The sequence below is a fragment of the Lacticaseibacillus sharpeae JCM 1186 = DSM 20505 genome (assembly GCF_001436225.1).
Classification (GTDB): Bacteria; Bacillota; Bacilli; order Lactobacillales; family Lactobacillaceae; genus Lacticaseibacillus; species Lacticaseibacillus sharpeae.
The window spans coordinates 15,681-41,529 of record NZ_AYYO01000030.1 but is presented as its reverse complement, the minus strand read 5'-3'; the positions used below and the strand labels follow the sequence as shown (position 1 = coordinate 41,529).

20 protein-coding genes are annotated in these 25,849 nt (G+C 45.8%); 2 read left to right on the top strand and 18 right to left on the bottom strand.

Going from position 1 to position 25,849, the window contains the following annotated elements; all coding sequences use genetic code 11:
* Positions 1-50 precede the first annotated feature (50 nt).
* The 3 genes from FC18_RS06840 to FC18_RS06830 form a co-directional block, all read right to left on the bottom strand.
* A complete protein-coding gene (locus tag FC18_RS06840) occupies positions 51-1,058 on the bottom strand; it encodes an aldo/keto reductase (protein WP_054677891.1) in 1,008 nt (335 codons plus the stop codon).
* A gap of 379 nt (positions 1,059-1,437) precedes the next feature.
* Positions 1,438-2,565: a GGDEF domain-containing protein gene (locus FC18_RS06835; protein ID WP_054677889.1), complete on the bottom strand. Its 1,128-nt coding sequence runs from the start codon at positions 2,563-2,565 to the stop codon at positions 1,438-1,440.
* A gap of 184 nt (positions 2,566-2,749) precedes the next feature.
* Positions 2,750-3,736 carry a zinc-binding dehydrogenase gene (locus tag FC18_RS06830; protein WP_054677887.1) on the bottom strand — a complete coding sequence of 329 codons (987 nt, stop codon included), beginning with the start codon at positions 3,734-3,736 and terminating at the stop codon, positions 2,750-2,752.
* A gap of 304 nt (positions 3,737-4,040) precedes the next feature.
* On the opposite strand from FC18_RS06830, the gene FC18_RS11930 reads away from it, so the two are divergent.
* On the top strand, positions 4,041-4,160 hold the full coding sequence (locus FC18_RS11930; RefSeq protein ID WP_156300845.1) for a putative holin-like toxin: 120 nt from the start codon (positions 4,041-4,043) through the stop codon (positions 4,158-4,160).
* Between the two features lie 209 nt (positions 4,161-4,369).
* Here the strand turns inward: FC18_RS11930 and FC18_RS06825 are convergent, their stop codons facing one another.
* Complete coding sequence (locus FC18_RS06825; protein WP_054677885.1) at positions 4,370-4,960, bottom strand: type IV toxin-antitoxin system AbiEi family antitoxin domain-containing protein; 591 nt, start codon at positions 4,958-4,960, stop codon at positions 4,370-4,372.
* 389 nt (positions 4,961-5,349) lie between these two features.
* Positions 5,350-5,910, bottom strand: a complete 561-nt coding sequence (locus tag FC18_RS06820) for a TetR/AcrR family transcriptional regulator (RefSeq protein WP_056975820.1) — start codon at positions 5,908-5,910, stop codon at positions 5,350-5,352.
* A gap of 157 nt (positions 5,911-6,067) precedes the next feature.
* Here FC18_RS06820 and FC18_RS12240 point away from each other — a divergent pair, with 157 nt between their 5' ends.
* Entirely contained in the window at positions 6,068-7,477 is a 1,410-nt protein-coding gene (locus FC18_RS12240; RefSeq protein WP_202813296.1) for a hypothetical protein, read from the top strand.
* 377 nt (positions 7,478-7,854) lie between these two features.
* Here the strand turns inward: FC18_RS12240 and FC18_RS06805 are convergent, their stop codons facing one another.
* The 13 genes from FC18_RS06805 to FC18_RS06740 form a co-directional block, all read right to left on the bottom strand.
* Positions 7,855-9,129 carry a tyrosine-type recombinase/integrase gene (locus FC18_RS06805; protein ID WP_082403956.1) on the bottom strand — a complete coding sequence of 425 codons (1,275 nt, stop codon included), beginning with the start codon at positions 9,127-9,129 and terminating at the stop codon, positions 7,855-7,857.
* On the bottom strand, positions 9,122-9,328 hold the full coding sequence (locus FC18_RS06800; protein WP_003575700.1) for a DUF3173 domain-containing protein: 207 nt from the start codon (positions 9,326-9,328) through the stop codon (positions 9,122-9,124). Before FC18_RS06800 ends, FC18_RS06805 begins: the two co-directional genes overlap by 8 nt.
* 77 nt (positions 9,329-9,405) lie before the next feature.
* On the bottom strand, positions 9,406-10,686 hold the full coding sequence (locus tag FC18_RS06795) for a replication initiation factor domain-containing protein (RefSeq protein WP_056975818.1): 1,281 nt from the start codon (positions 10,684-10,686) through the stop codon (positions 9,406-9,408).
* Positions 10,687-11,274: 588 nt separating this feature from the next.
* Entirely contained in the window at positions 11,275-14,187 is a 2,913-nt protein-coding gene (locus FC18_RS06790) for a TrlF family AAA-like ATPase (RefSeq protein WP_054680229.1), read from the bottom strand.
* A 53-nt stretch (positions 14,188-14,240) separates the two neighbouring features.
* Entirely contained in the window at positions 14,241-15,452 is a 1,212-nt protein-coding gene (locus FC18_RS06785; protein WP_054680228.1) for a GIY-YIG nuclease family protein, read from the bottom strand.
* Positions 15,445-17,397, bottom strand: a complete 1,953-nt coding sequence (locus FC18_RS06780) for a DEAD/DEAH box helicase (RefSeq protein ID WP_156300977.1) — start codon at positions 17,395-17,397, stop codon at positions 15,445-15,447. The genes FC18_RS06785 and FC18_RS06780 overlap by 8 nt, the downstream gene beginning before the upstream one ends.
* Positions 17,390-20,065 carry a DNA methyltransferase gene (locus tag FC18_RS06775; protein ID WP_054680222.1) on the bottom strand — a complete coding sequence of 892 codons (2,676 nt, stop codon included), beginning with the start codon at positions 20,063-20,065 and terminating at the stop codon, positions 17,390-17,392. The genes FC18_RS06780 and FC18_RS06775 overlap by 8 nt, the downstream gene beginning before the upstream one ends.
* A 227-nt stretch (positions 20,066-20,292) precedes the next feature.
* A complete protein-coding gene (locus FC18_RS11925; protein ID WP_082404164.1) occupies positions 20,293-21,078 on the bottom strand; it encodes a hypothetical protein in 786 nt (261 codons plus the stop codon).
* A 353-nt stretch (positions 21,079-21,431) separates the two neighbouring features.
* Positions 21,432-22,682 carry a tyrosine-type recombinase/integrase gene (locus tag FC18_RS06765; protein WP_010014586.1) on the bottom strand — a complete coding sequence of 417 codons (1,251 nt, stop codon included), beginning with the start codon at positions 22,680-22,682 and terminating at the stop codon, positions 21,432-21,434.
* The gene (locus FC18_RS06760) at positions 22,669-22,890 is read right to left on the bottom strand and encodes a DUF3173 domain-containing protein (RefSeq protein ID WP_010014587.1); all 222 of its coding nucleotides are present in this window, start codon (positions 22,888-22,890) and stop codon (positions 22,669-22,671) included. The genes FC18_RS06765 and FC18_RS06760 overlap by 14 nt, the downstream gene beginning before the upstream one ends.
* Entirely contained in the window at positions 22,877-23,734 is an 858-nt protein-coding gene (locus FC18_RS06755; protein WP_054680231.1) for a rolling circle replication-associated protein, read from the bottom strand. Before FC18_RS06755 ends, FC18_RS06760 begins: the two co-directional genes overlap by 14 nt.
* A 29-nt stretch (positions 23,735-23,763) precedes the next feature.
* Positions 23,764-25,242: an FtsK/SpoIIIE domain-containing protein gene (locus FC18_RS06750; RefSeq protein WP_082620480.1), complete on the bottom strand. Its 1,479-nt coding sequence runs from the start codon at positions 25,240-25,242 to the stop codon at positions 23,764-23,766.
* 165 nt (positions 25,243-25,407) lie between these two features.
* Positions 25,408-25,818 carry a hypothetical protein gene (locus tag FC18_RS06740; protein ID WP_054680216.1) on the bottom strand — a complete coding sequence of 137 codons (411 nt, stop codon included), beginning with the start codon at positions 25,816-25,818 and terminating at the stop codon, positions 25,408-25,410.
* Positions 25,819-25,849 lie beyond the last annotated feature (31 nt).

Sequence of the window (25,849 nt, the reverse complement as noted above, 5' to 3'; positions counted from 1 at the left end):
AAAATAGGGTACCAACGCCCATCGCGTTGGTACCCTATTTGCCGTTGAGGCTATTTTTTATCTGCGTCCAGCAGCACAACTCCCTGTTCCGGATTGTGGTCAATCGCCCCGACCACCTTATGTGGCACGTATGGTTCTTCCAAGTACGCAATCTCGTCGGCACTGAGCTGGACCGCAAACGCCCCCGCCGCCTCATCGAGGTACTTGGTCTTGGTCGCCCCAATGATTGGGGACGTGATGCCCTTGGCCCACTGCCACGCGAGGCTAATCTGCGCCATTGTTGCGTCGTGCTTGTCCGCCAATGCGTGTACACGCTTGGTTATTTCCAGATCGTATTGCTTGGTATGGTCATACTTGCCCTGTGCAACTAGGTCCGTGCGGCTGCGCAACGTATCCGCCGTCCAGGTTGGCCGCGCAAGTCGCCCCGCAGCCAGCGCACTGTACGGCATTAGCGCAACGTTCATCTGCTTGCACAGCGGAATAAGCTCGCGTTCGTCCTCGCGGTACAGCAAGTTGTAGTGGTTTTCCATGGCCGCAAACGGCGTCCAGCCATTGTCGCGAGCAGCCAGTTGCATGTTGTAAAATTGATAGCCGTACATCGCTGATGCCCCGAGTGCGCGCACTTTGCCCGCCTTAACGAGGCCATCAAGTGCCGCCATAGTTTCTTCAATCGGCGTGTCGTAATCGAAGCGGTGGATGATGTACAAGTCGAGGTAATCCGTGCCGAGCCGTTTGAGCGTACCGTCAATTTCACGATTAATGGCGTCCTTGGACAACCGACCTGGATTGAAATAGACCTTGGAGGAAAGCACAACCTTATCGCGCTGGGTCAGCTTCCTAAGTGCCGCGCCAAGGTACTCTTCGCTTGTCCCCGCCGAATATGTGTTGGCGGTGTCGAAGAAGTTCATCCCCAGCGACAACGCATGGTCAATCACCTGCTTACTCTGCTGCAGATCAAGCGTCCAATCGTGCATCGTGCCAGCTTGACCGAAACTCATTGCACCGACACAAAGCTTCGGAATCTTGATGTCAGTGTTGCCTAACTGTGTGTATTCCATGGTTTGCTACCTTTCTATTTTGCTTTTAGTGAATGAATGCTGCCAAAACTTATTGTTCCCTTCGAGTATACGACCTGTGCAGTTGGATGTAATATACCTGGTTAATTTAGCGGATATGCCCAACGAGCATAGGCAAAATCATGATGACGGTATTATTTTGGGGTATTACGTATATTTTGGTGAAATCTATATATGCCAGGATCTAGCCAAGCATGAATACTCATGAATAATGTAGATGCCAGATTTCAGAATCAACTTAACCACTTTAAGGCCTTCATAATTGATGCGCAAAATAATCAACTGACACCGCAAGAAATCGTAAAACACGCAATGGCACCACGAACCCCAAGCGTCCGTGGTGCCATTGCTTTGTGTTGCACTATTTCGTCGCCGCATCCCCCTGGGCCTGCACACAGTTGCGTCCGCCCTGCTTGGCGGCGTACAGGTTGCGGTCGGCCTTCTTGTACACGTCGTTAGCACTATAGTCTCCCGGCTCCACCCGTGCCTGGCCAATGGAGCACGTGATGGTCAGGTTCGGATCCGCATCTGGAAACCGTACCAGCGTGAGCAACGCCAAGAATCGCTCGCCGATTGCCATTGCTTGCTCATGGTTCAACTCCGCATGCGCAATGATGGCGAATTCCTCGCCGCCCAGCCGGTATGCGGTCGCCGGAAACGGCAGCGTATCTGCAAATGAATCGAGCTCCAGGGCAAGCTGGCGCAGCACCACGTTGCCCGCCGGATGCCCATACGTATCATTGATGTGCTTGAAGTGGTCAAGATCACCTTCGAACACGGAATACTGCTGGCCATCTTTTTGGAATTGCGCAAAAAGCTGGTCGAGCTCCTTGTTGAACGTGCCGAAATTGTGCACACCGGTCAGCTCGTCGATGGTCGTCAGCGAGTACATCTTGTCCGTCCGCGCCCGCGTCGCCCGCATGATTTGGTCAAAAGCCAGGCACAGGCCGCCAAGAATCGCCAACGTGCCAAGCTGTTGCAGCCAAAACCACAGATTCGTTTGGCGCAAATTCAGCTGGCTAACCATTACCGCCGTGCCAAACGCAACCAGCGCGCAGCCATTAAGCACTGGCCGCGCCAGAATCCGCTTGGCCTGCGTTTGCGTCAGAAAAAGAATGCCGCCGGCAACCACAATTCCGGCAACGCTGCTAGCAGACAGCGGCGCACCAAGCCACAGCGTCAGCAGCACAATCAGCACCAAATCCAGTACTGCCGGCCACCGGATTCCTTGCTGCAGGTTAACCATGTACAGCGTGACGATTAGCATGTCCAGATACGGCCACTCCGGCCAGCCACGCCATAGTTGTGCCACCAAGAAGACCAGGAACAAGCACCCCGTAATGTAAGTCAGTTGCTGGTGATGCGCAACGACAAACGGGTTGGCTGTGCTCGAATTCAGCCAGTAAATGAACGAGATTGCACCGACCATCACAATGAAATTGCTGCTAAGCGTCAATATTTGCGCCAAAATTATGTTAGTTAAAGCCATAAGCCGCTCCACTCCAGTACATCTGCCATCAGCACTAGCGCTAACAATTACCCGCGACCGTGCCGACTCGTCTTCCCCAAAACGTTTTTTCACAAGATGTTGCTCATGCTCATAGATTAGCACAAAGCGTGTACGGTGGTAACTGGCATTGGCGGCATAAAACTGGTAGGTGTCAAAAGTGAGCCTAAAACTTGCTTGCCGCCCCAAACGTAGCGACTAGCTTCCCAGCGACTTGATCATCCTTGAGCAGCTGCAACCCAGTCGGAATCTGGTCCGCCGGCAGTACCTTGCTCACCAGCGGGTCCACAGTCCCCGCCGCAATCAGCGCAAGTAATTCACGCGTCATGCGACCAAGGTCTTCAACCTGCTGTGGATTACCGCTGCGGTGCGCCCCACCGAGATCAAGCTTGCTGACGGTCACAGCCTTTGCGGTCGGAATCGATTCGGGCACCGCCAGCAGGCACACCAGCTGCCCGTTGTATGCTAGGCGGGGCAAATCCGCCTCAGGATGGCCAATTGTATTAATGATTAAATCAACGCCTTGGCCGCCAGTCAGTTCCGCAATCCGTTGGGTGACATCGGCCGTGCGGTAATCGATTTGCGCATCGGGCGCCAGCTGCGCCACGAAGTCCTGCTTGTGCGCCGAAACGGTCGTGTACACACGCTTGCCCATGTGCTTAGCCAACTGAATCGCCATACTACCGACCCCGCCCGCACCCGCATGAATCAGCACAGTCTCAACGTTGTTCAGGTTAGCTTTGCGAAAAAGCGCCTGGTACGCGGTTAGCCCGGCGCACAAACTTCCGGCCGCAGTCGTGAAACTGACCCCGTCCGGAATAGCCGCAATCGCCGCCGCTTCCACCACCACGTACTCAGCGAAGGCGCCGTCGACCGCCAAATTGCCGTGCCCACAAACACGGTCGCCTGCATGCCAGCTTGTCACTTCCGTCCCAACTGCCACCACCAGGCCCGCAACGTCGAGGCCGATGGTGTGGGGAAAAGTCAGCGCTGGGTCCAGATGCTCAATGGTCTTGTAGTCGACGGGATTCAGCCCCACCGCCTTGGTTTGCACCAGCACCTGATTGGGGCCCGGTTCAGGGATTGGACGATTGAGCCATTTTAAGCTGGCGATGCTGTTTGCTTGGTTGTCTGGAACTACTAATGCGCGCATGGCGGGTCTCCTTTGAGGGTGATTGGTTTTGATTTTAATGTCTAGTGCTATCATGGCACAAAGACGAGGAGAAAAACCATTAAAATATGCGCCAACAAACATGAATCCAAAAAACTGTAACCAGATCATCCACTTTTTGACTTTCGACTAGAGAAAATACCTCTCATTCACGGTAAGAGTCACACATGCAAACTAATTAAACGTATACTTAACGGCGCAGAAGTTTATAGCGGTTGGCAAATCCAATCACAGGTGGTGGTGCCTATGGTATTCACTAGAGATACATGTGAAAGGAGGTGCCTTGTTGTCAGTAGCTGAGGCAATTACAATCATGATTGCGTTCGGAGCGCTTGTTCTGGAAGTAGTCAACGTTGTGATTGCTATTGTGGTAGCTATTTTGGACAATAAAAAAGACCGTCACTAAACTTTTGGCGAAGTGATGACGGACTTTATTGTCTAAGAATTTGCTTGATGCCAGCCGTCTTAAACGGTCTGCAGTGGCCACCAGTTACCGCTGGTGGCCTTTTACATGATTATGATAGCACATACAAGCAAATAACAAAACTAGCTCCTACTAACTGCAATACCAATTACAAAGTTCCTTGAATTGTTGGCCATTAGTGAAGCCGAGTTTCATAGTAACACCTCCATATATGCTCTGATTTTGTCCTTCACCTTAAAAATATCTGCATGCCCACTCAGACGATGTAGTTTTTTATTCTTAATCTTTGAGAACGACACCATTGCTTGTTTAATTGTTTCAGCATCCGAAGCATCGCGTGTTCTCAGAATATCGCACAGCGTTCGCTCAATGTTATAAGTGCGCACTAAATGCTGTCCAGGGCTTAATACTTCTTCTACCCCCAACTCTTGCCATTCTAGTTTCTGCCGATATACTTTGACTGGATAACGATCAATTACTGTTGGGTGATAGTTCTGTGGAAAGCTCATTTCATACATCCCCGGCGTCCGATCAATCATGTGATGCAGGTATAAGGCCGTATCTTTGAAAAAAATTCCCTTGCTAAATCGATACTGCAAGATGTACATGTCATCCTCAAAGATTGCTGGATCGATATAGACCCCACGATCCACTCGTTCCAACCGTCCATCACGCGTTAAAGTACTTAACAGATGTGGATCAATCCCAGACTGTTCGACCTGTTGTCGGGTAACTTGACCATTGTTAACTTTTAATAACTTGTTCAACATTTCAGCTTGCATTTCTTCCACCCCACGTTCAAACACAGTTCTACCACAATACTATGTTTGAATGTGACAATAAATTCACTGAATGCCACGTGACAGACTCAAACCATTTTCAATTATATAAGACACAAACTTTATCCGTGAGTGTTACGTGCCCAAAGCATGTACATTAATTTCTTCTCCGTCCGAACACATTCTGCTTGCAAGTCAGCTTACATTGCACCATCTTCTATTCAAGCTACACCGTACCTCATGACCATATCTTACCGTGTTCTCGTGACGCACCAATCTTAGTAGCACCTCCAGCTGACCCCAAACTGTGTATTGGCAGAATCAGTTTGTTCCATCTTAGTAAGTAATGGTGACAAAAAAATAGCCACCGTTACTTTGCTAGCGTGGCCTTTTCATACATCGCTGGGCAAAATCAGTGCCGCAATATTCTGCAAACTGGTTTGAATCGAGGTCATCGATGGAAGTTCGCCGGTATCGAGAAAATGATCAAGGCCAGTTGCCAAAATAGCATTAAGAATTGCTTGTTCATATGTCCCCGATTCATCTCGCAAGCTCTGATGAGTAATCTGTTGAACAATTTGATGTATACCGCGGTCAATCGTGAGGCCACCCACGGTGATTTTACGAAGTACTCTGGTTTTTTCGCGCTGGGTCAACACAACTTGCTGCACTTCTGGTAACAACGACGTTATGATCTGATGAACATTTCCTGTATCAGGCGCTAGCGTAAATCGTTTGTTTAACACCTCCGCAAATTCAGCCAGCAACGCGTGAATCATCTGCGTCGCCAGCGTAGGCAAATCCTGATAGTGGTTGTAGAAGGTCGTCCGAGTGATCATCGCCTCCTCAACCACTTGCGCGACAGTTACCTGTTCATACGGCATTCGATCGACGAGGTGCAAAAAGGCATTCTGAATATCTATGTCAGTACGTTGATAACGATGATCGGCCATGGTTAATTTCCTTTCTGCTGCAAACTAAGTTTACACATTTGCCAAAGGTGTTAATCTACTGTTCGCTAGGTCAACAGGTGTCGCTGGTATTACAAAGATAGTCTGCATAAAATGACATGTGTAAAGTAAATATACATCCCAACAAAGGAGAATTCAAATGACAAACTCTGATTCGAACGTCCGCGTCAATTTTCACACCCAATTAGGTGATGCCGATAACGCCCAGGTCAACGTTTGGGAACTACAAGCCGCTCACCGGGCTCTACGCAATATTAAATCCAGTCTTGGTCAAGAGGCACTGAAAGCCTTAATCCAACCTGAAATGGATGAAAGTGATCATCGTATTCATGAGTTGGTGCAAGCATCAAACGGCGAGTTCAAGGATGTCTTTGTGCAAGTTGATCTGCACGGCCTGACTGCCACGGAATATGTGACCTGGCAAGCCAATCAGATGCGCAAAGCCATCACAGGCACCAAAGAAGAACGCGCAGATGTTCTTCAAGATGTCATCTTCCCTTCACATCCAGAACACTATCTGTTATTGCAGTCTGGAATTGTTGAAACACTTGGCGGCTTGCCAACCAATGCGACAGTTATTCCAAGTGCAGATGGAAAAGAGGTTCCTGATTTCGTTCATGATGCAACTGATCCGAATTACCCGCATAAGTCATTCTCAAATGTCTCACTAGCAGACGGCACAATCTGGGGCTGCGGCGTCACAGAATATCGCGACACAGACGACGGTGGCAGCTTCCGTTTGCACGTTTGGTGGCCAAAAGCCGCTCCCCAGATTTTCTTTGATGACCACAATCGCCATTTCGCGGTTGAGTATCGCAACTTTGTTCGCCTCGCTGCGACCGGTCTGGGAAAAGACTTAGCTACTGTAAGCGTTGATTTTCACACACAACTTGGCGATGCTGACGAGGCTAAGGTCGATGAATGGGAACTACTAGCTTCTCGTCGCGCACTGGCGAACATCAAGGAACTGCTAGGTCAAGAACGTCTGCAAGCCTTAATTGCACCAGAGATGATCGAAAACGAAAAACGAATTAAGAAATATCTAGAAGCATCGCATGGCGAATTCAAAGAAGTGTTCGTGCAAGTTGATTTACACGGTATGTCTGCGACAGATTATGTCCAATGGCAAGCCAAACAGATGCGCAAAGCCATCACAGGTACCCCCGCCGAGCGTGATCAAGTTCTAGCCGACGTGGTGTTCCCTGCACATCCAGAACACTATCTGCTACTGAAATCTGGGATTGTTGAAACACTTGGCGGCCTACCAACCAACGCGGCCGTCTTTCCAAGTGCAACGGGTGCCGACCTTCCCGACTTCGTGCATACGGCAGTTTCGCCCGACTATCCGCACAAATCATTTTCCAATGTGAAGTTCGCTGATGGAACGACGTGGGGCTGCGGCGTCACTGAATATCGTGATACCGAAGATGGCGGTAATTTCCGCCTACACGTTTGGTGGCCGAAAGCCGCACCCCAGATTTTCTTCGACGATCACAATCGGCACTTTGCCGTTGAATACCGGAACTTCGTCAATCTTGCGAATAAATAATCGACAATAACCAATGATACTGAAAGCAGCCTAACCGGCAACTTACCTGTAAAGTACCTCGATACTGCTAACGACATGAGCCAAGTATCTCAGTGCGTCCTTGACCCTTTTCCAAACAAAGCAATAATTGGGTAATCACTGACGTCATCTAAAACAAACAAAACCCGGCACCGCCTGCACGCGAGAATGCGTACTGGCTGTGCCGGGTTTTGTTTGCACGGAGCAGCTCCTATTATTAAGTGAATTTAACCCGTTTTAAGTCCTTTAGAAAAATCCAAATTGGCTTTAAACCGGCCTTTTTACTTCAAGTTGGGTATCACCATTATTCCCATTCGAGCGTATCTTCAGCGGCGCTATCCCGCGTCATCACTAGGTTTCTATGCCTCAGCCACTGTTTTGGCGGGGAGTTTGGCGGGGCTTAGTTGATCGTACTTTACCGCCTGATTCCCCACGAACCGCACCTGATTCTGACCCGCCGTCTTGATCGTGATGTTACCCGCAATCTGTTCGGCGATATCTGCATCCAGTCCGCCCCATAAGTGCGAGTAGTGCTTCAGCGTGATCTCAGGTGACGAATGGCCCAAGCGCTTGGACAACACCAGTACGGAGACGTTGAACTCATTGATGAGATACGACGCATGACTGTGGCGCAGCCCTTTGCCTTCGACTGGGTGCACCTGCGCCAACTTGGCGTAGCGGTGGATAATCCTCGAGATCGTGGACTTGGTCATCGGCAAGCCATCGTAGGTCATGACGAAATCATCTACCCCACCCAGACCGAAACTCTGCTGCACCTCGCGCCAGCGCCGTAGAATTGCCACGGTGTCATCATCAAGCGTCAAGATGCGCTTGCCGCTGTCTGTCTTCGTGTAGTCGTGGCGCTCCCAGTCATGCCGGTTCTTCATCACCAGCATGTGGTCAACGTGTAGTTGCTTCTTGGCGAGATCAACATCTCGCCACCACAGCGCCGTGCCTTCGTTGACGCGCACGCCAGTCAGGAAGTACAGCCACAGCATAACGAAGTTCAGGTGACCGTAAATGTCATCAATGCAGATTTGCGCGATGACTTGTTCAAACTCAGCTTTCGTCCAGAACGGCACGCTGCTTTTGGCCTTAGGAATCGCCTTGACCCGCTTCGACACATTGCTGGACAGGTACTGCATCTGCACCGCGTGGTCAAGAGACTTGCGGAAGCAGCCGAACACCAATCCAGCATAACCTTGCGAGTAGCCTGCACCGCCGTCTTTCTCATCCGTGAGCAGCCAGGTGCGAAAGTTCTGTACGTCGGTGATATCGATGTCACGCAGCAGCAAGTCGCCAAACCGTGCGATGCAGATATCAAAGCTGCGGTTACGGACAGCGAAGGTGCTTTCCTCCACGTCGGTTTTGTATGCCGGGATATACGCGTCTTTCATGAACTGGCGATAGGTCATCCGGAAGTTCGTAAACCCATGTGCCTTATGATATTCACGCTTCACCCGCGTCAGTTCCTTGTTCGCCGCAAACGCGGTACTGAATGGCATTCCTTGACTGTCCTTCCGCCCTTTCTTACGGACGCGCTTGCCACTCATCTTGTCGGTGCCTAACTCAGTTTCATAGTAGAAGTTACCTTTGGCGTCTATGAACACGCCTGGATATTTGGTTTTACTCATTCTCAACAGCTCCATTCATCGGTGATCCGAGAATGGACTCAACGACAGAGCGCGGCACGCGCCCTAAGTTTCGGTTGAGATACAAGGGATAACCCTTTTGTACCATCCTTTGCTTCGCTTGTCTAATGATATCGCGCGCGGTGTGCTGCTTGAAGCCTAATGCCATCAGATCTTGATAGCAGACAAAACTCTTATCCAATTACGTCACTTCCTTCTCGTTGATTGAAGTGAGATAATCAAACCAGATAGGACCCAAATCTTATCTGTGAGGGGTGACTACTTGCTTTGGTCGGCGTAGTCGCTCTTTTTTGATGTCTCACTCGGTTCTACATCCGTCAAAACACCATTGCGGTGGTGCTGATAGTGGTGAATCAAGTCCCAGTGGCGTTGCGTCAGCTTGCCGCCGTCAATGATTGCCTTCAACTCGTTTGTACCATTGTACTGATCAATCAGCTGCAACATCTTCAGCGACGGCGCAACCTGCTTCTTAAGCCAGCGATTAATGTGCGCATAACTCAATGGTTCGGGATTGGTTGATAATCGCAACTTGTCGCGATAATTGCCGATGAAAGCATCCCAACGCGGATCTGTCGCCCACTGACTCTTCGCTTTGTGGCTCGGCGTCAAGAAACGCAGGTAACGGTTGATAATGCCGAACACGACTTTCTCTGGATCACGCTCCGCCAACAGATTCTTAATTGCAGCAGCGGCACGCTTGCGACGTAACCGGACTTCAAAGCGCGTGCGTATCGGCTGGTCTTCAATCGCAATCTCAGGGTGCTTCTGGTGTTGTTCAAAGGCCTTGTCGTAAATGCAGAAATACACTTCGCTTTGCGGCGACCCCAGATACAAAGTTCTTCCTGACACCTCCCATTGCTTCGTGCGATTATCACGGAAGCCGTGAAAGCGCGAGGTGAATTCATCGCGATCACACTTCTCAATCAAGGTCGGCACATCGAGCAAACCGTTACGATCATTGATGGCGAGGTCAACGCGGGTAAAGTGACCGCCAAGGGCGATACAAGTCTCCAAGAAGTCGTACCAGGTGCGATCCTGCTGACGCAAATACGATTCAACGTAGCGGCAACCTTGACCTTTCAGCTCAATCATCGTGCCGCTATCTTCGCTTGGATCATAGCTGTCCGCATTCACATCTTGATATGGCGACAGTAACACGTCAATCTCGCCGCATTTGAAAGTCGCTGCGTACCCGTATCGCGCTCCTTCCTTAAGATTGAAGTGATTCAAGTTGATCTGGAACAATTCCGTCACCAGTTCTTCATAATCGTGCGACTTGAAGGTGACACCTAAATAATCAATGCAAACGTCAATGTTGTTCTGGCCTGTCAGTGACCGCAACGCTAACGTCAACCGCAATCGCGCTTGTTTGTTAATCGGATTCTTCCCTGTGAGCAACTGGTTCAAATGCGATCGACTGTAATCAGCCGTCTTCGCTAATTGGCCCTGAGTAATCTTATGCGTGCCCATCTCATCATGAAACTGGTTTAGCCAGTCGGTATTCGTCATCCCGCCGACTAAGTTCAAATCTTTCAGCATGTTAGCTCCTTTCGAAGCGACCTGACAGCAAAGCCACCTATCTGCCTACGCAAAGTGGCTTGCCACCGGCGCTTTCGTCCTACTTACGTGTATTTTGTCTCTAATATTTGCCCCCCTATTAGAGACCGGGGGCTTGTGGCGGCCGGCTAACGCCGACCGCCGCCGCTCGCGCTAGCGGCTTTCGCGCTGCACGCCGCGCGCGGCGGCGATACGTTTCAAGACCCTTCCGGAAGGCCTGTGAGAACTTTCGCTCTCACCATATACAGACGGTTTGTAGGACGCGTTTTGAAACTGAAAGTTGAACTGTAACAGGATTTTAATGTTACTGGCTAACGGACTTGACGATACAGCCGGCGATACTGGCTCCAAGAAAAGAAATATTGAGAAATATTGATTCAATTTCTAAGCTCTTCTGCAAATTAAAATACCCATATCATCGACGGTATGGGCCGAGATATGGGCTTTGAAGTTGCTGAATAGAATTGATGGTGATGACGAAATTGGAAGTAGGTGTAGCGAAAGAACTTCTAAAGAGATTTTCCAATAATTCTTGGCTGCTCACCTGGATACATTAATCATCCCTTTTTCTTACTCGAACAACGAGTAACGTCGGTCACGTAGATCAAATGCCGGCTTAGTCCCTTCAAGGACATCAACAATTTGCGTATTAATATCTTTATCCTCAAGGGCTCCGCTGATAAATCCAAACGTATTTGTGTTTTTGTCCATGGTGGCAACAATCACTTGATCGGCATCCGCCGCAATGGCAATGTTTGGATTATGCGTAACAACAATTATTTGTCGTTGCGTTTTCGCATATCGTAAATACGGTACCAAATGCTTAAATATGGATTGATTATCTAAGTTATCCTCTGGCTGGTCAATTACAAGCGGATATTCACGCCGCGATAGTCCAAGATAGAAAATAAGAAGTACCAGTCCTTTCTCACCAGCAGACAGAGCCTGCAATGGACGCTTGTTGTACATGAGCCGTAGTTCCGCGTCTAAAAATTCGAGACCAAACAAATAATCGTACGCAGTGGCCCGATCTCGAAAGATTCCTTCTAAGCCGTCAAAGTCTGGTCGACTAGTTTTTGGGTCGTTCTGATAAAGAACTGCTTCAATGAAATCAATCACTTGATTCGAGATGGAAACGTCAGTTTTATCCAACTCTGAATTAATAAAATCTGCGGCTTCACTAGATCCTCGTAGTTTTCCAGCTTTTCTGCCGTCAACATTACTGAGTATGGTCTGGACAAATCCTGATACTGGCTGAATGGATCCAACAAATTCAACACCACTATCTTGCTCTGTGTTAATACCGTTTTGTTGATCCACATTGTTCAGCACATCAATGTACTGCTTAGCGTCAAGATACAGTCCGTCTAATTGCCTCCCTTTTTCTTTAATCAGATCCAAAATCTGCTCAACAAGAGAATGACGTTGCTTATACAGCTCAGCAATTTGGTTGGGAATCTTTTCTGTGCAATTCTGAATTTCCTCCAGAACCGATTTTTCAGAATCAGTATCTAACCCTTCATCCCCTATTTTTAGAAGAGATAGTTTTGAATTCCAAGCTTCTAAAGCATCATGGTATTGTGCCTGTTGCTTACCCTGGATACTCATCTTACTATCCCGTCGATTGATTTCTTTATTAGATGTTTCGATTTCCTTTGCTGTCTCATCAATTGCATTTTGAAGTTGGCTCTTTTTGTTTTCAGCGGCAGCCTGATTCTTTGAGAGACTCGATTGACGGTTTGATGAGATATTGGCCGTAATTTGCATAGTCTCAGTAAGTTCTGTAATTTCAGTCAAATTTGGTAAAAGTGTACTATACTTTTCCACAAATTTTTTGACAGTTTTATTATATTCACTAATCGTATTAACTACTTTATCAGCGTTATTTTGCAATTCATTCAAATCTAATATGAATTGTGAAATATTTCCTTGTTCCTTTTCCTCGGTCTCTTTTAACCTCTTGTTAGTCTTCAGCTTATCCACTAAGCTTTGCCTTTTCTCGCTTTCATCCGATTCTGGATTTTCAATTAGCGGCTTCTTCGGTGGATTTGATTCCATACTCTTAATTTGAGCTTGAATAGTATGAAGTTTCTCTTGCCTCTCCTCAAGGTAACTGACTTTTAATTTTGATTCGAATTGCAGAATGTCTATATTCACTTTTTGCAATCTAGTTCTGGCATCCTGAATGCTAGTTGTGTACTTTTGCTCTAGTTTTTCAATCAGAGCTGCCCAAGAACGCTGTCCCAGACGTTTACTTTTCGGAAGCGCGTCAAATACAATCTTCTGGATTTCTTTAGACAGTTCTTCGTCGCTAACGGATGAAGCTATTTTTTCGATATAACTCTGTGGTAAGAATTCAACTTTTCCGTTCGTACTTGACGGCTTCTGATCTAACTTTAACCAATCGTCTTCGGTCCCATCGCACCATCGAAGGCGGGAGCTAAACCTTGAACCATACCTTGATTTGTCGTTAAATCGATGCTTTGACAAGAACGAAGCATCGTTCAAATTGCGTGATCTACCATCAAGCCCGAGTACATCAGCAAGCGCACTTTTACCAGCTCCTTTGTTTCCAATGATTGTAACTAGACCTGGGTTTAACGGTAACTGCAATGAATTTCCGTACCAATCCGATTTTCCATCGTCACTCCGTACATCAATCTCGGAGATGGTCGAATTTTTCCTCAACCCTTGGTCCTGCAGTTCCTTCGGAATAACCTTAAACGAGATTCGACCAGCTGGTTGAGAAAATGCTTCTCTAAGTCCATCAAAAGTCAGTTCCGCTTTAATCCATGTCACCGCTTCAGCTTGATATGCTTTTGGCGAATGAATATCACTGTTTACTGTGACTGGTAGTCCGTCCAAATCTCCCGTGCATACGTATGCCACCAAGGCTTCCGCAGACTGCTCCGAATTAGTGTCTAGAAAGTCAACCTGTGACCTGAAGTCATGTCTCAGTAAAGTCTTAAAATCTCGATTGGGATCATCCTTAGAACCGCTTAATCCAGTCGCCTTTCCCAAGCCATTACTCTTCTTCCCATCATGTACCGATATTAGCCCATGCTGTTCGTCACGTACAAATTTAACAATATCTGGCAATGAAACATATGCAGTCTGTGGATTATCTATCAAATTATGGCGACGAGCAAAGGCTCGAAAATCTTCTGCAAGCGCATGCAAATCCGACATTTCAGAAAATATCCCAATTACATGCAAATTCGAGCTAGCCGTATCGGTCCTCAGTTCCACACCCGGAAACACCGTAATGTTTAAGTTCCGGTCTGAAATAATCTTCCGGATGTTTGCAATCCGCTCTTCGTCGATTACTCCATGATCCGTTATTGCTGCTGCAGAGATTCCATGCTTTACCCAAGCTGAGACCAATTTAATGTCATGATCCGCTGCATTATACTTAGAATCATATGAACTTGCAGTATGCACATGTAAATCCCACTTATGCCAGATTGATCCAATCGCTGACATACAACTACCCCTTTTCATCATTCCATAAACATAAATTACTTACCGCTAGCTATTTAATCTTGCTCAGATTTCAATCGAATCATGATCGACTGTACGGCTGCTTGAATGGTTGCAATATCAACTATGAACCACTCACGCGGCTTAACAATTCGCCCGTTAGCTGCGGTAATATCTACATCTAACTGATATTCTGCTAATGCATGATGCAACGCAGTTTCCAAGACTTCAGTTTTCAAGTTCACCACTTTGATTTCGCCAACAAGTCGTACTGGACCATATAGATAAGTTGACTCATTCTCGGCGTTGGCAATTCTTGACTGCACAGATCCGGTTGTAAACCCAACCTTATATAGTGGATGCTCAGATTGTATTTGCTTAATCTGGGGATTGTTACTCAAAGATTCCAGTATATATATGAACCCCGTCACATGGTCGTCACTTGTCAGTTCAATACCATGCTCAACTTCCGTAACAATCCTGCCTTGACGTCCATACAAAGATGAGGCAAGCCCATTTCGAGTCGGGTTGTTTTCAGTTCCGTTATCATAGATTACATGCATTCTTGCGTCGGTTTTACGGTTGCTATTGTCATTAAGCTCAACTTCTTCGCCAATCTCATCAATATACAGTAACTGTCCCTTAAGAACGTAGAAGTGCTTGCTCAGCAACTCGTAATTCTTGAACGGGCGAAGCTGCCGCTGACCAGAGGCAATTTCAGCCTGAACCTTATGGAACATAGCCTCATACTGACCGAATTTCTTCATCGGTTTACGCTGAGAAATCACTTCCGGACGATTTTCTTGCTCACGCTGAATTTCATTTAGCTTCTTGGTATCGAACAACTTACTACCGGCAGCCTGCTGATCACTTTTCTTGAACAGAATGGAATCATCGCTAAGAATATCATCCAACGATGAGAAATTCTGCTTCTCGTTTTTCACAATATCATTCAATGCCGGACTATCTTCATGAACAGCTAGTAACCCTGCTGTATCATACGGCATTAACAAATCCCGCCGTTCTGGATCTTCACGGATACCTTTTAATCGACTTGCCAACTTGCGCTGTTTCATCTGCGATGGATCTCGCAGCTTCTGTGGCTCGTTACCATCATGAGCAATCACCCACTCGGTAATCTCTTGAAATCCTTCTACCGTAGGATCATAGCTTACAGGAGTATGTTTGGGTTTGCTAGCGAGCAGAGACGTTGCATCCGGATCATTGAAAATGTCATCCAGCGACCGAATCAAGTTTTGATTATCCATTCTGCTGCCTCCGTGCCTGCATATCCCTTAATTTAGCAAGCGCATACGCCATCTTTACCTCAAGCTCGTCGCGACTTCCTTTATCTGGCTCCCGACCGTTATCAGCGATGAATTGCTTAGTCTGATTGTACAGGTAGACGAGTTCAGCTTCATCGAAGTCAAACTTCTTAGCGTCAATAGAACGCTGAATTGTCCGCAAAACGTCACTGTCAATATTCTGTGACAGCACTTCATATGCCCGCTGGAACGGATTGATGGAATCAATTAAGTTGATATCCAGCTCGTCGACGTTGATGAACTTATCAGCCATTCGTAAAAATTCATTGGTGTTGCCGTGCTTGTCCGTAGTTTGATCAACGACAGCATGTCGCAACACTGTATCTGCTACCGCGTACTGCCGGACTTCTTCGACTTCCTCATTATTTAGCCCTGGGTAGCGGGTCATAATGACTTTAGGAATCAGTACCTTGTTCATCGTCTCAGCGTCCACATTAGCCGCAATACCATTCTTCACTGCGTTATCTTGCAGGATGGCCGCCTTCAGGTCAGGCATGTCGTTCTCAATGATGCTCCGGACAGCCTTAGTTGATGGATCTTTCAATCCGCGGACAAAGATATCACCACCATTACCTGAAGACTTATCTGCCTTATGCTTGCGTGCTTTCAGGTGAATCTCCGGAGCCAGTACTTGCTCCATCAACAATGAGGCAGTAATCGCCTTGAGAATTGAGTTGACCGCATACTGCACATCACCGTCTTTAGCATCCGGCTGTTCAATCATATTCGTAAACTGAGCATGCGTCTTATTGGAGCTATCACGCGTAACTCGGCCAATAATCTGCACAATTTCCGTTAGCGAGCGTCGATAACCAATGGTCAGCGCTTGTTCAGCCCAGGGCCAATCAAAACCTTCTTTGGCCATCCCTAACGCAATCAGGATATCCAACTGATCATCCCGCTTCATCTTACGTAAGTATTCTTGAACCTTGTCGCGGCCTTCTTCATTGACTAGGTCAGCAACCTTCAACAAACGTCCATCCACATGGCTCTTGAGCGTGTATATTCCCGTCTCATCGTCCTGCGAGTCAACCGTGCCAATGGTATCAAATATAGCGTCAACCTCATTGTACTTGTCCTTGGTTGATTCACTAGAATTAACACTAGGAATATGAATGATGGTCTTCTTAGACACATCTACCGCCTTGTCCAAAGCCGTAAGATATGAGCCTTGATAAAACTTGTAATCAATACCAAATGACTTCAAGTATTTGTAGCCGTCCAGTTGTTCGTAATAGGTATAATTGACCTTGTCAAACTGTTGCTCATCCTCCGGCGTCAAGATTGGCGATGAATCACCACGGAAATAAGACCCCGTCATTGCCAGAATATGTGCCGTTGAATTATGCATAATGTTCTTCAGCGCACCACCAAGGACTGAGCTGTCTTCAGAAGAAACGTGGTGAAATTCATCAATCGCTAACATTACGTTGTCGAACTTGTGATCATCATCGACTTTCTCATACGCAAAACGCAGCGTGGCGTGTGTACAAATGAGAATGGTAGCCGTATCGTCGTTCATGAAATCAATGAATTTCTGAACTTTGCCCGCATCCCCACCATTTAGAGTAAGATCATACTGCGAATCTACTGACCAATCTTCATAGAAACCAAACTTAGCTAACTCGGTGTGTTGGAAAGACTTCCCAATCGAGCGTTCGGGAACGGCAACGATAACCTTTCGAACACCTTGATTAGCCAGCTTATCAAGCGCAACAAACATCAAAGCCCGTGACTTACCAGAAGCAGGTGGTGCCTTGACCAAAATGTAATGTGAACTGCGATGCTGATAGACACGTGCCTGCATCTCACGCATACCTAGTTCGTTCGTATTTGTGCTTTTACCAGTTTGATGATAATTAACATCAACTACATTCTTACTATCCAAGTGACTGCACCTTCTTGTCATACATATTTAGTAGAAACTCTAACCGCTGCTCGTCACTTTCGAAGCCTTCCGGCCGATACGCACGATCGATAATCTCGTCAATTTCCTGATGTATATTCTGGACTTTTATATTCATCGGCTTAGGCTTCTTTTCAGCAAGTGGTGCTCCATACAACTCAGCTAGAGTTCCCACTTCTTCCTCACGCGCATCGATTAACTTGTACGCCATGTCTTCAACTTGCGCTTTTCTGCGTTTTGATATAGTTGGAACAGGAAACGTATTATATACAAGACTGGCAGAATAATTGAAATCCGACTTCAATCTTCCACCAATTTGCTCCATCCAAACCATATGCATCCGTGATTCAAGTAAACCAAATACCCAGATGGGACAGTCATATATCGTAAATGCCCGATTCGATACAACTGTATTCGCATCCACATACCCCATTGGAATGTAATTCCTTGTTTGTGAAGACACTTCAGGGACTAAGAGAGCTGGTCTTGGTTGATACCTATTTTCAGCAAAAGAATATGGAGAATTGGCCAATATCTGAGTTGCCTTTTTCTTACTATTCTTCCTCATCACACGAACTTTATTAACTCTATCCTCAATCTCGTTATAACTTTTATATTTATCGTATTGTTCAGAATTCAGCCATAAAACATATCGATGTGTCCCCTTAAAGAACTCAGACGCACCTACATATTTCAAGAACACATCCGATAACTCCGGATTTTTCTTTATTATATCTTCATATTCATCTTTAGTAAGAATAAACGCTCCTCCATCAACTGGTTTGCTTCCAAACAGCATTTCTGGAAGCCCAAACAAGCTTGACGGCACCTTATCTATGATTGTTTTACTACTGGAATCTGTTAAATACGGTGATATTTCCTTTACCACCTTTATACCACGCATAGAATATATTCTTGGTTCTGAAGAATTATTATTATTAATGTCAGCCAAGCCAATAATTACAACAACTACTGCAGCATTCTCCTTTGCATTGTTCTGCCATGTAAATGATCTGTGTGCAAATGTTATTTTACATTGTTTAAGTATATCTCTCCATAACGGGGCAACTTGAACCCCTTGCGTTACAGAGTTTGTTGATACAAAGGCGCATTGCGCTCGCGAGCTCCGGATATATTCAGAGCCTAATTTATACCAGCCACAACAATAATCTAGGTATCCTCTACCGCTTACTCCACTAAAGAGATGAATTAATTCTTCACGCTGCTGTTTACTTTGTAGTGAATATCCTAAGTATGGCGGGTTACCATAAACATAAACTTCATCAAGTTTTCCATGTGGTAGTACAGCATTCCAACTCACAATGAGTGCATTAGCGCAGAGAATTGCTCCAGCATGCTGCAGAGGTAGTGTTGGGCGAACAGCATCGCTAATCTGTTCATGTAACTTCACATTCATCTGGTGTTCAGCAATCCACAACGACAATCGCGTCACATCACATGCAAAGTCGTCAATTTCAATTCCGTAGAACTGATCCAGAGTCACCGATGGTACGTACATCGTTGAAACACCAATATTGTTAAGTTCAATCAAAATATCAATTTCAAGCTGCCGCAATTCCTTGTACGTGATAATCAGGAAGTTACCAGATCCACATGCTGGATCCATGAACTTGATTTTACCAATGCGGTCATATAACTGCTGCAATTTATTTTCGTGACCCTTGGCTACTTCAAAGTCTTCACGTAATCCGTCCAAAAACAACGGTTTGATAACCTTCATTATATTTGGCACAGAAGTATAGTGCATACCTAAATGGCTACGACTATCTTCACTGGCAACCGCCTGAATCATCGAGCCAAGGATATCGGGGTTAATCTGATCCCACTTGAGCAGTTCCCCAGCTTCAATAATGAGCTTCCGAGACTTGGCGCTAAAGTGTAGGGACTCATGCTGATCTTTGAACAAGTCGCCGTCAACGTAAGGGAAGTCATCCAACCAACTAGGGGTATCGGCTGGCCGCTGACTCTTCTCAAAGTCCAACACGCCAAAAAGACTTCCGATGAATTGGTCAAAATTGCTACCGTCATCAGCAGTCATCTGTTTAACACGATTCGTGAACAAGTCATGTTCAAAGATATTGGTATCTTCAGCAAACAGGCAGAACAGAATACGAATCAGAAATAGATTCAATCCTTTGCGTGTTGCATCCGGGTTATCTTTAACCACGACATCGTATAGCTTTGCAAACCGTTCAGCCGCCCGAACATCAGCAGGATTTTCCTTATCGAAATCAGCCTTTTCAATGCCGTTCCATGCAAGAAAGAAGTCAAAATACTGTGGCAACTTCGCGAATTCAATATCGAGAGTTTCGTTAGTCTTTGTATCCTTGGCCAGTAAGTGCTGGTAATCCGTAACCAGAAGATAACGCGGCTTGCAACCAAGTTCGTCGACCCGTTCTTGCAAGTCGGCATAGTCTTGCATTAAATCGCCAGTGCCTTCTCTGAAGTACAACTTGTTTTTCAGATAGACCGCACCCGCTTCTTTCGCTAGGTTGTTCATTCCTTTGCGTAACTTGGTAACAGTTGCTCTGGGAATGTCGTAAACGCCTAGAAAGTCATAGATGAACTCTGAGTGATCCGATTTGCTCACGATTTCCTGAATTTGATCTTCGTACTCGGTGATTGCCATTTTGCTCCCCCTACATGATGTTCTTAATCTAATTATCTAATAGAATATGGCAAGCTACAAGAAGGTATTAAATAATGTATAGCGTTTTCTCGAACGACTACAAAAATTCCCGCCAACTCGACCAAATAGGCCACCTTGACGGGAATCCTCACAGGAAATTTAACATTCCAATTTAATATACAAACGAGCCGGATTACTATAATCGAATTCACTTTACTAACTCGCACCTATTCGTTTGAAGATTTTTTGATATCCTCGAGGATAACGTTTTGTGCCTGTTTGATTTGGTCAGGCGTTGCTGTGAGTGTGGTTTCAAAAGTTTTAATCAATCGGTTCCCCATCGGTCGAAAAGTAATCAAGGTCAGACCACCCGAGACAAAGCCACCGATAACAGGGAGTGACTTTGAAATCACAGCAGAGGTTGATTTTTTGGTTACGGAGACACCAATGTATCCGGCAATCTTTTTCAATAGCGGATACCACGTTGTGCGAGTGACCGCGGTTGCCATGAACTTCTTGCTTAGTGTATTACTCAGTCCCTTAGATATAAACATCAATGCGGAATTTGCTGAAGCTACGCCCAACATCACACCGAGATAGATCATGACATCACGCTCGCCGTCTTCAGACAATGTCCCCTCTTCAGTGAAGAGATTTTCTTGACCGTAAATATAAGCAACCTTTTGGGCCATACGTAGGGCAAATCCATAGTACTGTATGAGGTCAGCTGTGCCGGTTCCAGCAGCGACGGCGATATTTGAGGGCAATCCCGCAGCAAATGAGATTGCCGAGGTCTTCTCGGTATCGTGCATGACGACGCGACGGGCAACCTTAGTCAGCTGTTCCAATGTGTAGTCGGCTTGCGGGCCATCTTTAAGAATCGACATCAATTCGACTTCTGTGGCATGCGGAAATAATTTAGTTAAGAATGTGCGCCGATCAACGCGAACGACTGGTAGCGCTAGGGCCTTGGAAATTATGTCAGGAAGCATATGTTCAGTTTGGTCAGGCATGGTGAACTCCTTAGAAAGAAAATGGGTTAGTAGATATACGATTACGGATTATTGGCATCGTAGTACGAAACTGACTTTTTGGCAAGCAACCCTCCCATGCCACTGATATTAGTGGCTCCAACAACGGTAAGGAACATAAGCACAGACTGACGAACTAACCTAAAAATCCCCGCCAACTCAGCCCTCATTCGGCCCAAACTTGGCGGGGATTTTGGCGGGGAACGTAACAATTCCCCCGCCAAGCGTATCCTTTGTATCTTCCGAAAATGCCGTTAAATCAACATTCCGGACTCAATTAACATGTACCTTTTATTCCCATTCAATTGTAATGGTCAGTCACAATCGTTGATATACTAACGTTCTCGTGCATTCACTCTTTCCGGGCGGAGTTTCAGCGGAGCAACGGCCTGATTGCCGTTAAAGTTTACTTGTGATTCGGCAGGCGTCGAGAAAGATATGTGCCCTGACATCATTTGTGCAAGCTCCCTATCAGCGCCCACATACAAATGCGCATAATGTCGAAGCGTGATTTCCGGGGATGAATGCCCCAGTCGTTTTGACAAGATGAGTACTGAAACATTAAATTCGTTAATCAAGTAGCTTGCATGGCTATGACGAAGGCCTTTGCCCTGGATCGGATGAACATTCGCTAACTTCGCATATCGTTGAATAATTCGCATTAAGGTTGATTTAAGCATCGGTGCGCCATCATAGCTAAATATAAAATCGTCAGAATTTCCGAACCCGTTTTGCTTTTGCCGCTTTTTCCAAGCTCGCAAAATTTTCACAGTGTCTTTATCCAAAGATATTGTCCGTAGTCCACTATCAGTCTTGGTGTAATTATGCCGTTCCCAATCACTCTTACTTTTTATGACCAACATGTGAGTTACTCGTAATCGCGCATGCATAAAATCAACGTCTGACCACTGTAGAGCCATTCCTTCATTGACTCTAACGCCAGTCATAAAGTAGCAATACAACATTACGAAATTCAAATGTTCGTAATAGTCAACAATACATATTTGATTCAGCACTTGCTGAAATTCATCTTTAGTCCAATACGGGACAGTAGCACGCCCCTTTGGAATGGCCTTCACTCTTTTCGAGACATTGCTTGGTAGGTAATTCATTTCAACCGCAAAATCCAATGTTTTACGAAACATACCGAAGACTAAACTAGCATAGCTTTGTGCATACCCGGCATCGCTTAACAGCCAGTTTTTGAATTCCTGAACCATTCGGACATCAATTTTTCGAAGTTCTGTTTCGCCAAATCTAGCGATAAACAGACTAAGCGCCGTCTTACGGGTATCAAACGTGGCTGGTTGAACACTCGTTTGATAAGCTGGAATATACATCTGACGCAAAAATGTTCCATAGGTTAACGCGTACACCGTATGCCCACTATCACGATCATACTCTGCCTTTAACCTTACAACCTCTTTATGGGCAGCAGTTGCAGATTTGAACAGCAACCCGTCGGCATCCTTTTTCCCTTTTTTCCGAATTCGTTTACCTGTGTTCGTATCAACCCCTAATTGAATATCGTAGTAAAAGTAGCCATCTTGGCCACTATACACCCCTGAAAACTTAGTCTTTGCCATTGTTGTCTGCATCCTTTCGAAGGGATGCCCCAATAATTGCCTCGACTGCTTCAATCGGTACCCGACCAAGGCGCCGATTGGTGTAAAATTCATACCCTTGTTGTACCATGCTCCGCTTTGCTTGTCTAATAATTTCAACCGCTGTATTCTCTCGATAACCAAGTTCCGTCAGTTCTTTTTTCGTAACAGTATTATTATTTATCTGCATCCATGTTTGTCCCCCTTTCACTGTTTCTTAATTTCCAAACCGTTTCTACTGAAGCGTTCTGTAGTAACTCACCATCTGCAGAAATATCAATCTGATATATTGAAATGTCGCTTTCAAAATGTTTTGTATCAGACGTCACATGCCCCACTACAAACTTCGGTTTGAACATTTCTAAGTCTTCCTCAGAAATTTTTCGATAAGACACTGTAGGTTGTTTTAGACCTCTACTCACAAAATATCTTGGCTGGTGGTATGCAGTCGGTAGCAGCATTAATTCTTTTGTAACGTACTTCGCAATATAAGTCGCCGCCTTGTTCTTGTCTTGAATAGTACTAACCGTACTAAAGCCACTTTGCCAATTGTCAGCGTTAAATATTTGAACTCCGTTCTTTACGATTCTTCTTCCGCTCTTCGGATACCTAGCTACCGTTAGGGGTGGATCCAAGCCTCCCGTAACACCATGAAAATGAATTCGTCCAGATTCAGGATGCAGCTCCGGAATAAACAGATACGCAAACTTGCCGAACTTTTCACGCTGGTATTTTAGCCATGCCTGTAGCCGTTTGCGAGAATACACGTAATTTTTTGCGTTCACCTTTTGGTCATTAAATGTAAGTGTCCAAAATAATGTAAATTGGTTTGCTTGTAGATAATACTTAACCTTCCTCTTAATCCGAAATGCCTGTTCAGTGAGTTGCTGCTTTCGCTCCGGTTCAGTAATCTGACCCGTTATACGCTTGTTCTCATGCTCTTCACCGCTTAAATGCGTTTTTAACTCACCATACCGAATAACTTCAATGTGATCCTCAAACCTCACATATTTTGCATTATAAGTTTTTAACATGTACAGATTCAGCTTATCTTGCCTGTATGTCAAGTAACAGGCAAGTGCTCGCCTCCTCCCGCGTCTTGTGGCGTTCCACCACCGCCGCGTGATGCTGCAAGCTTTGTCAAAGTAGCTTTAAAAGGCAATGCTTTATCATCATACATAGGTGGCAGAAAGGCTTTTGGGCCATCCCAGTTAAGTCCATCCAACAAGATCAGTCCGCCATAATGTTCAGCATCAACCGACGGCAATTCTCTATTGCTTACCCCAAATACTTCCTGTGCCTGTTGTGGGGATGTCCTTCCAAGGCTTATACGCATCCCCAGACTACTGCGAGCCTCTGTTGGCAATATGGACGCCGGCATCATCTGACCACTGATAATCACAGATATACTAGCTTGACGGCCCTTCACTATCAGAGAAAGTAGGTTCTTGTACAACTTTGGATAAAGACGATCTGCAGGTTTTACTTCCTTGTCCTCTGCCTGCATTGTCGCTACTAAAGCTAACAATTCATCCGCAACCAGTAGAATTCCACCTTGATGGAATATTTCGGTGTGAACTTTATCTAGTTCAGAGGCATAGTCTGCATTCATTTCGTCGTACCTGTTCTTCATCACCACACAAAGCTCTTCCGTCAGTCGAATAGCTCCTTCTCCATCGGTAGCGACCTTGCCAATTCTGGACATGGACACGCTTAGAAATGCGTCTTTTCCATCGATGGTGTATACCGAATTTTTTTTATCATTTTCCAGAAAACCAATGATTATCGATTTCAACAGACTAGTTTTCCCAGACCCTGTTGGCCCGACTATTAGCCCCATTGGTTGTCTATCAGTCCATGAAAACCGACTACTAAGTGGAATATATACTGATTCACTTCTCGGCATAACGTCCAGTCGATCCACAATAATCCGCTGTTCCGGTTCATGTGTGAAGTGTATCTGAACTCTGCCAGTATCATATTCAACAGTCATCATTTCCCAATATCGTGTCGTTTCCTTATTCAAGAAAGCAAGAAGACGTCTGCCAATATCATGCTCATTCTCAAGGCTCACATGTCCACCAGTAAAGACTTCGACTATTGTCGTATGCTCCATAACCTGATAGTTCCACCGAACGCTTTGTGTTTGTTTCACTTCATTATCCGTTCGTCCCAATAAATCAGTGGTTTCTGAAAATCTTCGTAGTAGTAGTTCTAGCTGCCAACGTTCAAGCGGCGAATACTCACTATGAAAATATCGCCATGCAAGAACTGTGAAAACAGCTAACATGATTCCACCGGAGTATATGGCAAAAGAAGTTTTGGAAATACTTATCAGAGATTCGGATGTACGCGTTACAATTTTTTGGATCACTCTGCCCACTTCCAAAATAATGCAGGTCCCTGTCCATAATTTAAACAGGTCTTTTGTAGCTCTCCTTCTTCTCTTGTCGGTGTTCACAATGCTGTCGTTAATAGTTAACACAGCAACACCTTTTGAAGTCGGTAATAACCGGCTCAACCACTCAATCATTATTATCATTTAGAAAGCCTTCTTCAAAGTCGCCCTTGCGCCTTTCTTCCAGAATTTCTCGCGTTACACGTACTAACCTCCTCGCACGTTCTAGGCTAGCGTCATCAGTTTTTTCTAAACAATATTCAATTTCATTCAGGTACGCCCGGATACTCAAGCTCTTTTTGTCATTCATTATCTTTTCGCCGCCTTACTATCACCATTCGAAATATTCATTACCAATTTCAAATCGCGCCAACCACCACCGTTGCGACCAGTAGCCCACTTAAGCATAACCTTGGCATCTGTAAGTTGAATCTCCGAACCCAGAAGTTCGGATTCCGAAATATCTACTAGGTCGGTTTCATCACCGACTAACTCAAGCACAAAGGTTTTCAACTGAGAAGAATCCCCACCAACCTTTTCTAAGATTTTTGCCAAGTCTGTATCAATAAACTGACAAACTACTTTTGCAACAGAATTCGGGATTGGTTCGCTATTTTCCCCGTATCGTGGACTTTTAGAAATAGATACTATCCGTGCTACCTTTGGTGTTTCTACATTTGCAATTTCAACCTCTGATAATCTTCCTTGTGCTAACTTCATAAATGCATCTCCTAATAATTTATTTTATCGG

Bases quoted from the DNA above. Each gene is read 5' to 3' on its own strand.
- FC18_RS12240 (WP_202813296.1), top strand. From the start codon at position 6,068: ATGACAAACTCTGATTCGAACGTCCGCGTCAATTTTCACACCCAATTA.
- FC18_RS06795 (WP_056975818.1), bottom strand. From the start codon at position 10,686: ATGCTGAAAGATTTGAACTTAGTCGGCGGGATGACGAATACCGACTGG.
- FC18_RS06805 (WP_082403956.1), bottom strand. From the start codon at position 9,129: ATGAGTAAAACCAAATATCCAGGCGTGTTCATAGACGCCAAAGGTAAC.
- FC18_RS06825 (WP_054677885.1), bottom strand. From the start codon at position 4,960: ATGCAAGCTGAAATGTTGAACAAGTTATTAAAAGTTAACAATGGTCAA.
- FC18_RS06750 (WP_082620480.1), bottom strand. From the start codon at position 25,242: ATGATAATAATGATTGAGTGGTTGAGCCGGTTATTACCGACTTCAAAA.
- FC18_RS06785 (WP_054680228.1), bottom strand. From the start codon at position 15,452: ATGGATAATCAAAACTTGATTCGGTCGCTGGATGACATTTTCAATGAT.
- FC18_RS06760 (WP_010014587.1), bottom strand. From the start codon at position 22,890: ATGCAGATAAATAATAATACTGTTACGAAAAAAGAACTGACGGAACTT.
- FC18_RS06740 (WP_054680216.1), bottom strand. From the start codon at position 25,818: ATGAAGTTAGCACAAGGAAGATTATCAGAGGTTGAAATTGCAAATGTA.
- FC18_RS06790 (WP_054680229.1), bottom strand. From the start codon at position 14,187: ATGTCAGCGATTGGATCAATCTGGCATAAGTGGGATTTACATGTGCAT.
- FC18_RS06835 (WP_054677889.1), bottom strand. From the start codon at position 2,565: ATGGCTTTAACTAACATAATTTTGGCGCAAATATTGACGCTTAGCAGC.
- FC18_RS06755 (WP_054680231.1), bottom strand. From the start codon at position 23,734: ATGTTAAAAACTTATAATGCAAAATATGTGAGGTTTGAGGATCACATT.
- FC18_RS06765 (WP_010014586.1), bottom strand. From the start codon at position 22,682: ATGGCAAAGACTAAGTTTTCAGGGGTGTATAGTGGCCAAGATGGCTAC.
- FC18_RS06775 (WP_054680222.1), bottom strand. From the start codon at position 20,065: ATGGCAATCACCGAGTACGAAGATCAAATTCAGGAAATCGTGAGCAAA.
- FC18_RS06840 (WP_054677891.1), bottom strand. From the start codon at position 1,058: ATGGAATACACACAGTTAGGCAACACTGACATCAAGATTCCGAAGCTT.
- FC18_RS06820 (WP_056975820.1), bottom strand. From the start codon at position 5,910: ATGGCCGATCATCGTTATCAACGTACTGACATAGATATTCAGAATGCC.
- FC18_RS06830 (WP_054677887.1), bottom strand. From the start codon at position 3,736: ATGCGCGCATTAGTAGTTCCAGACAACCAAGCAAACAGCATCGCCAGC.
- FC18_RS11925 (WP_082404164.1), bottom strand. From the start codon at position 21,078: ATGCCTGACCAAACTGAACATATGCTTCCTGACATAATTTCCAAGGCC.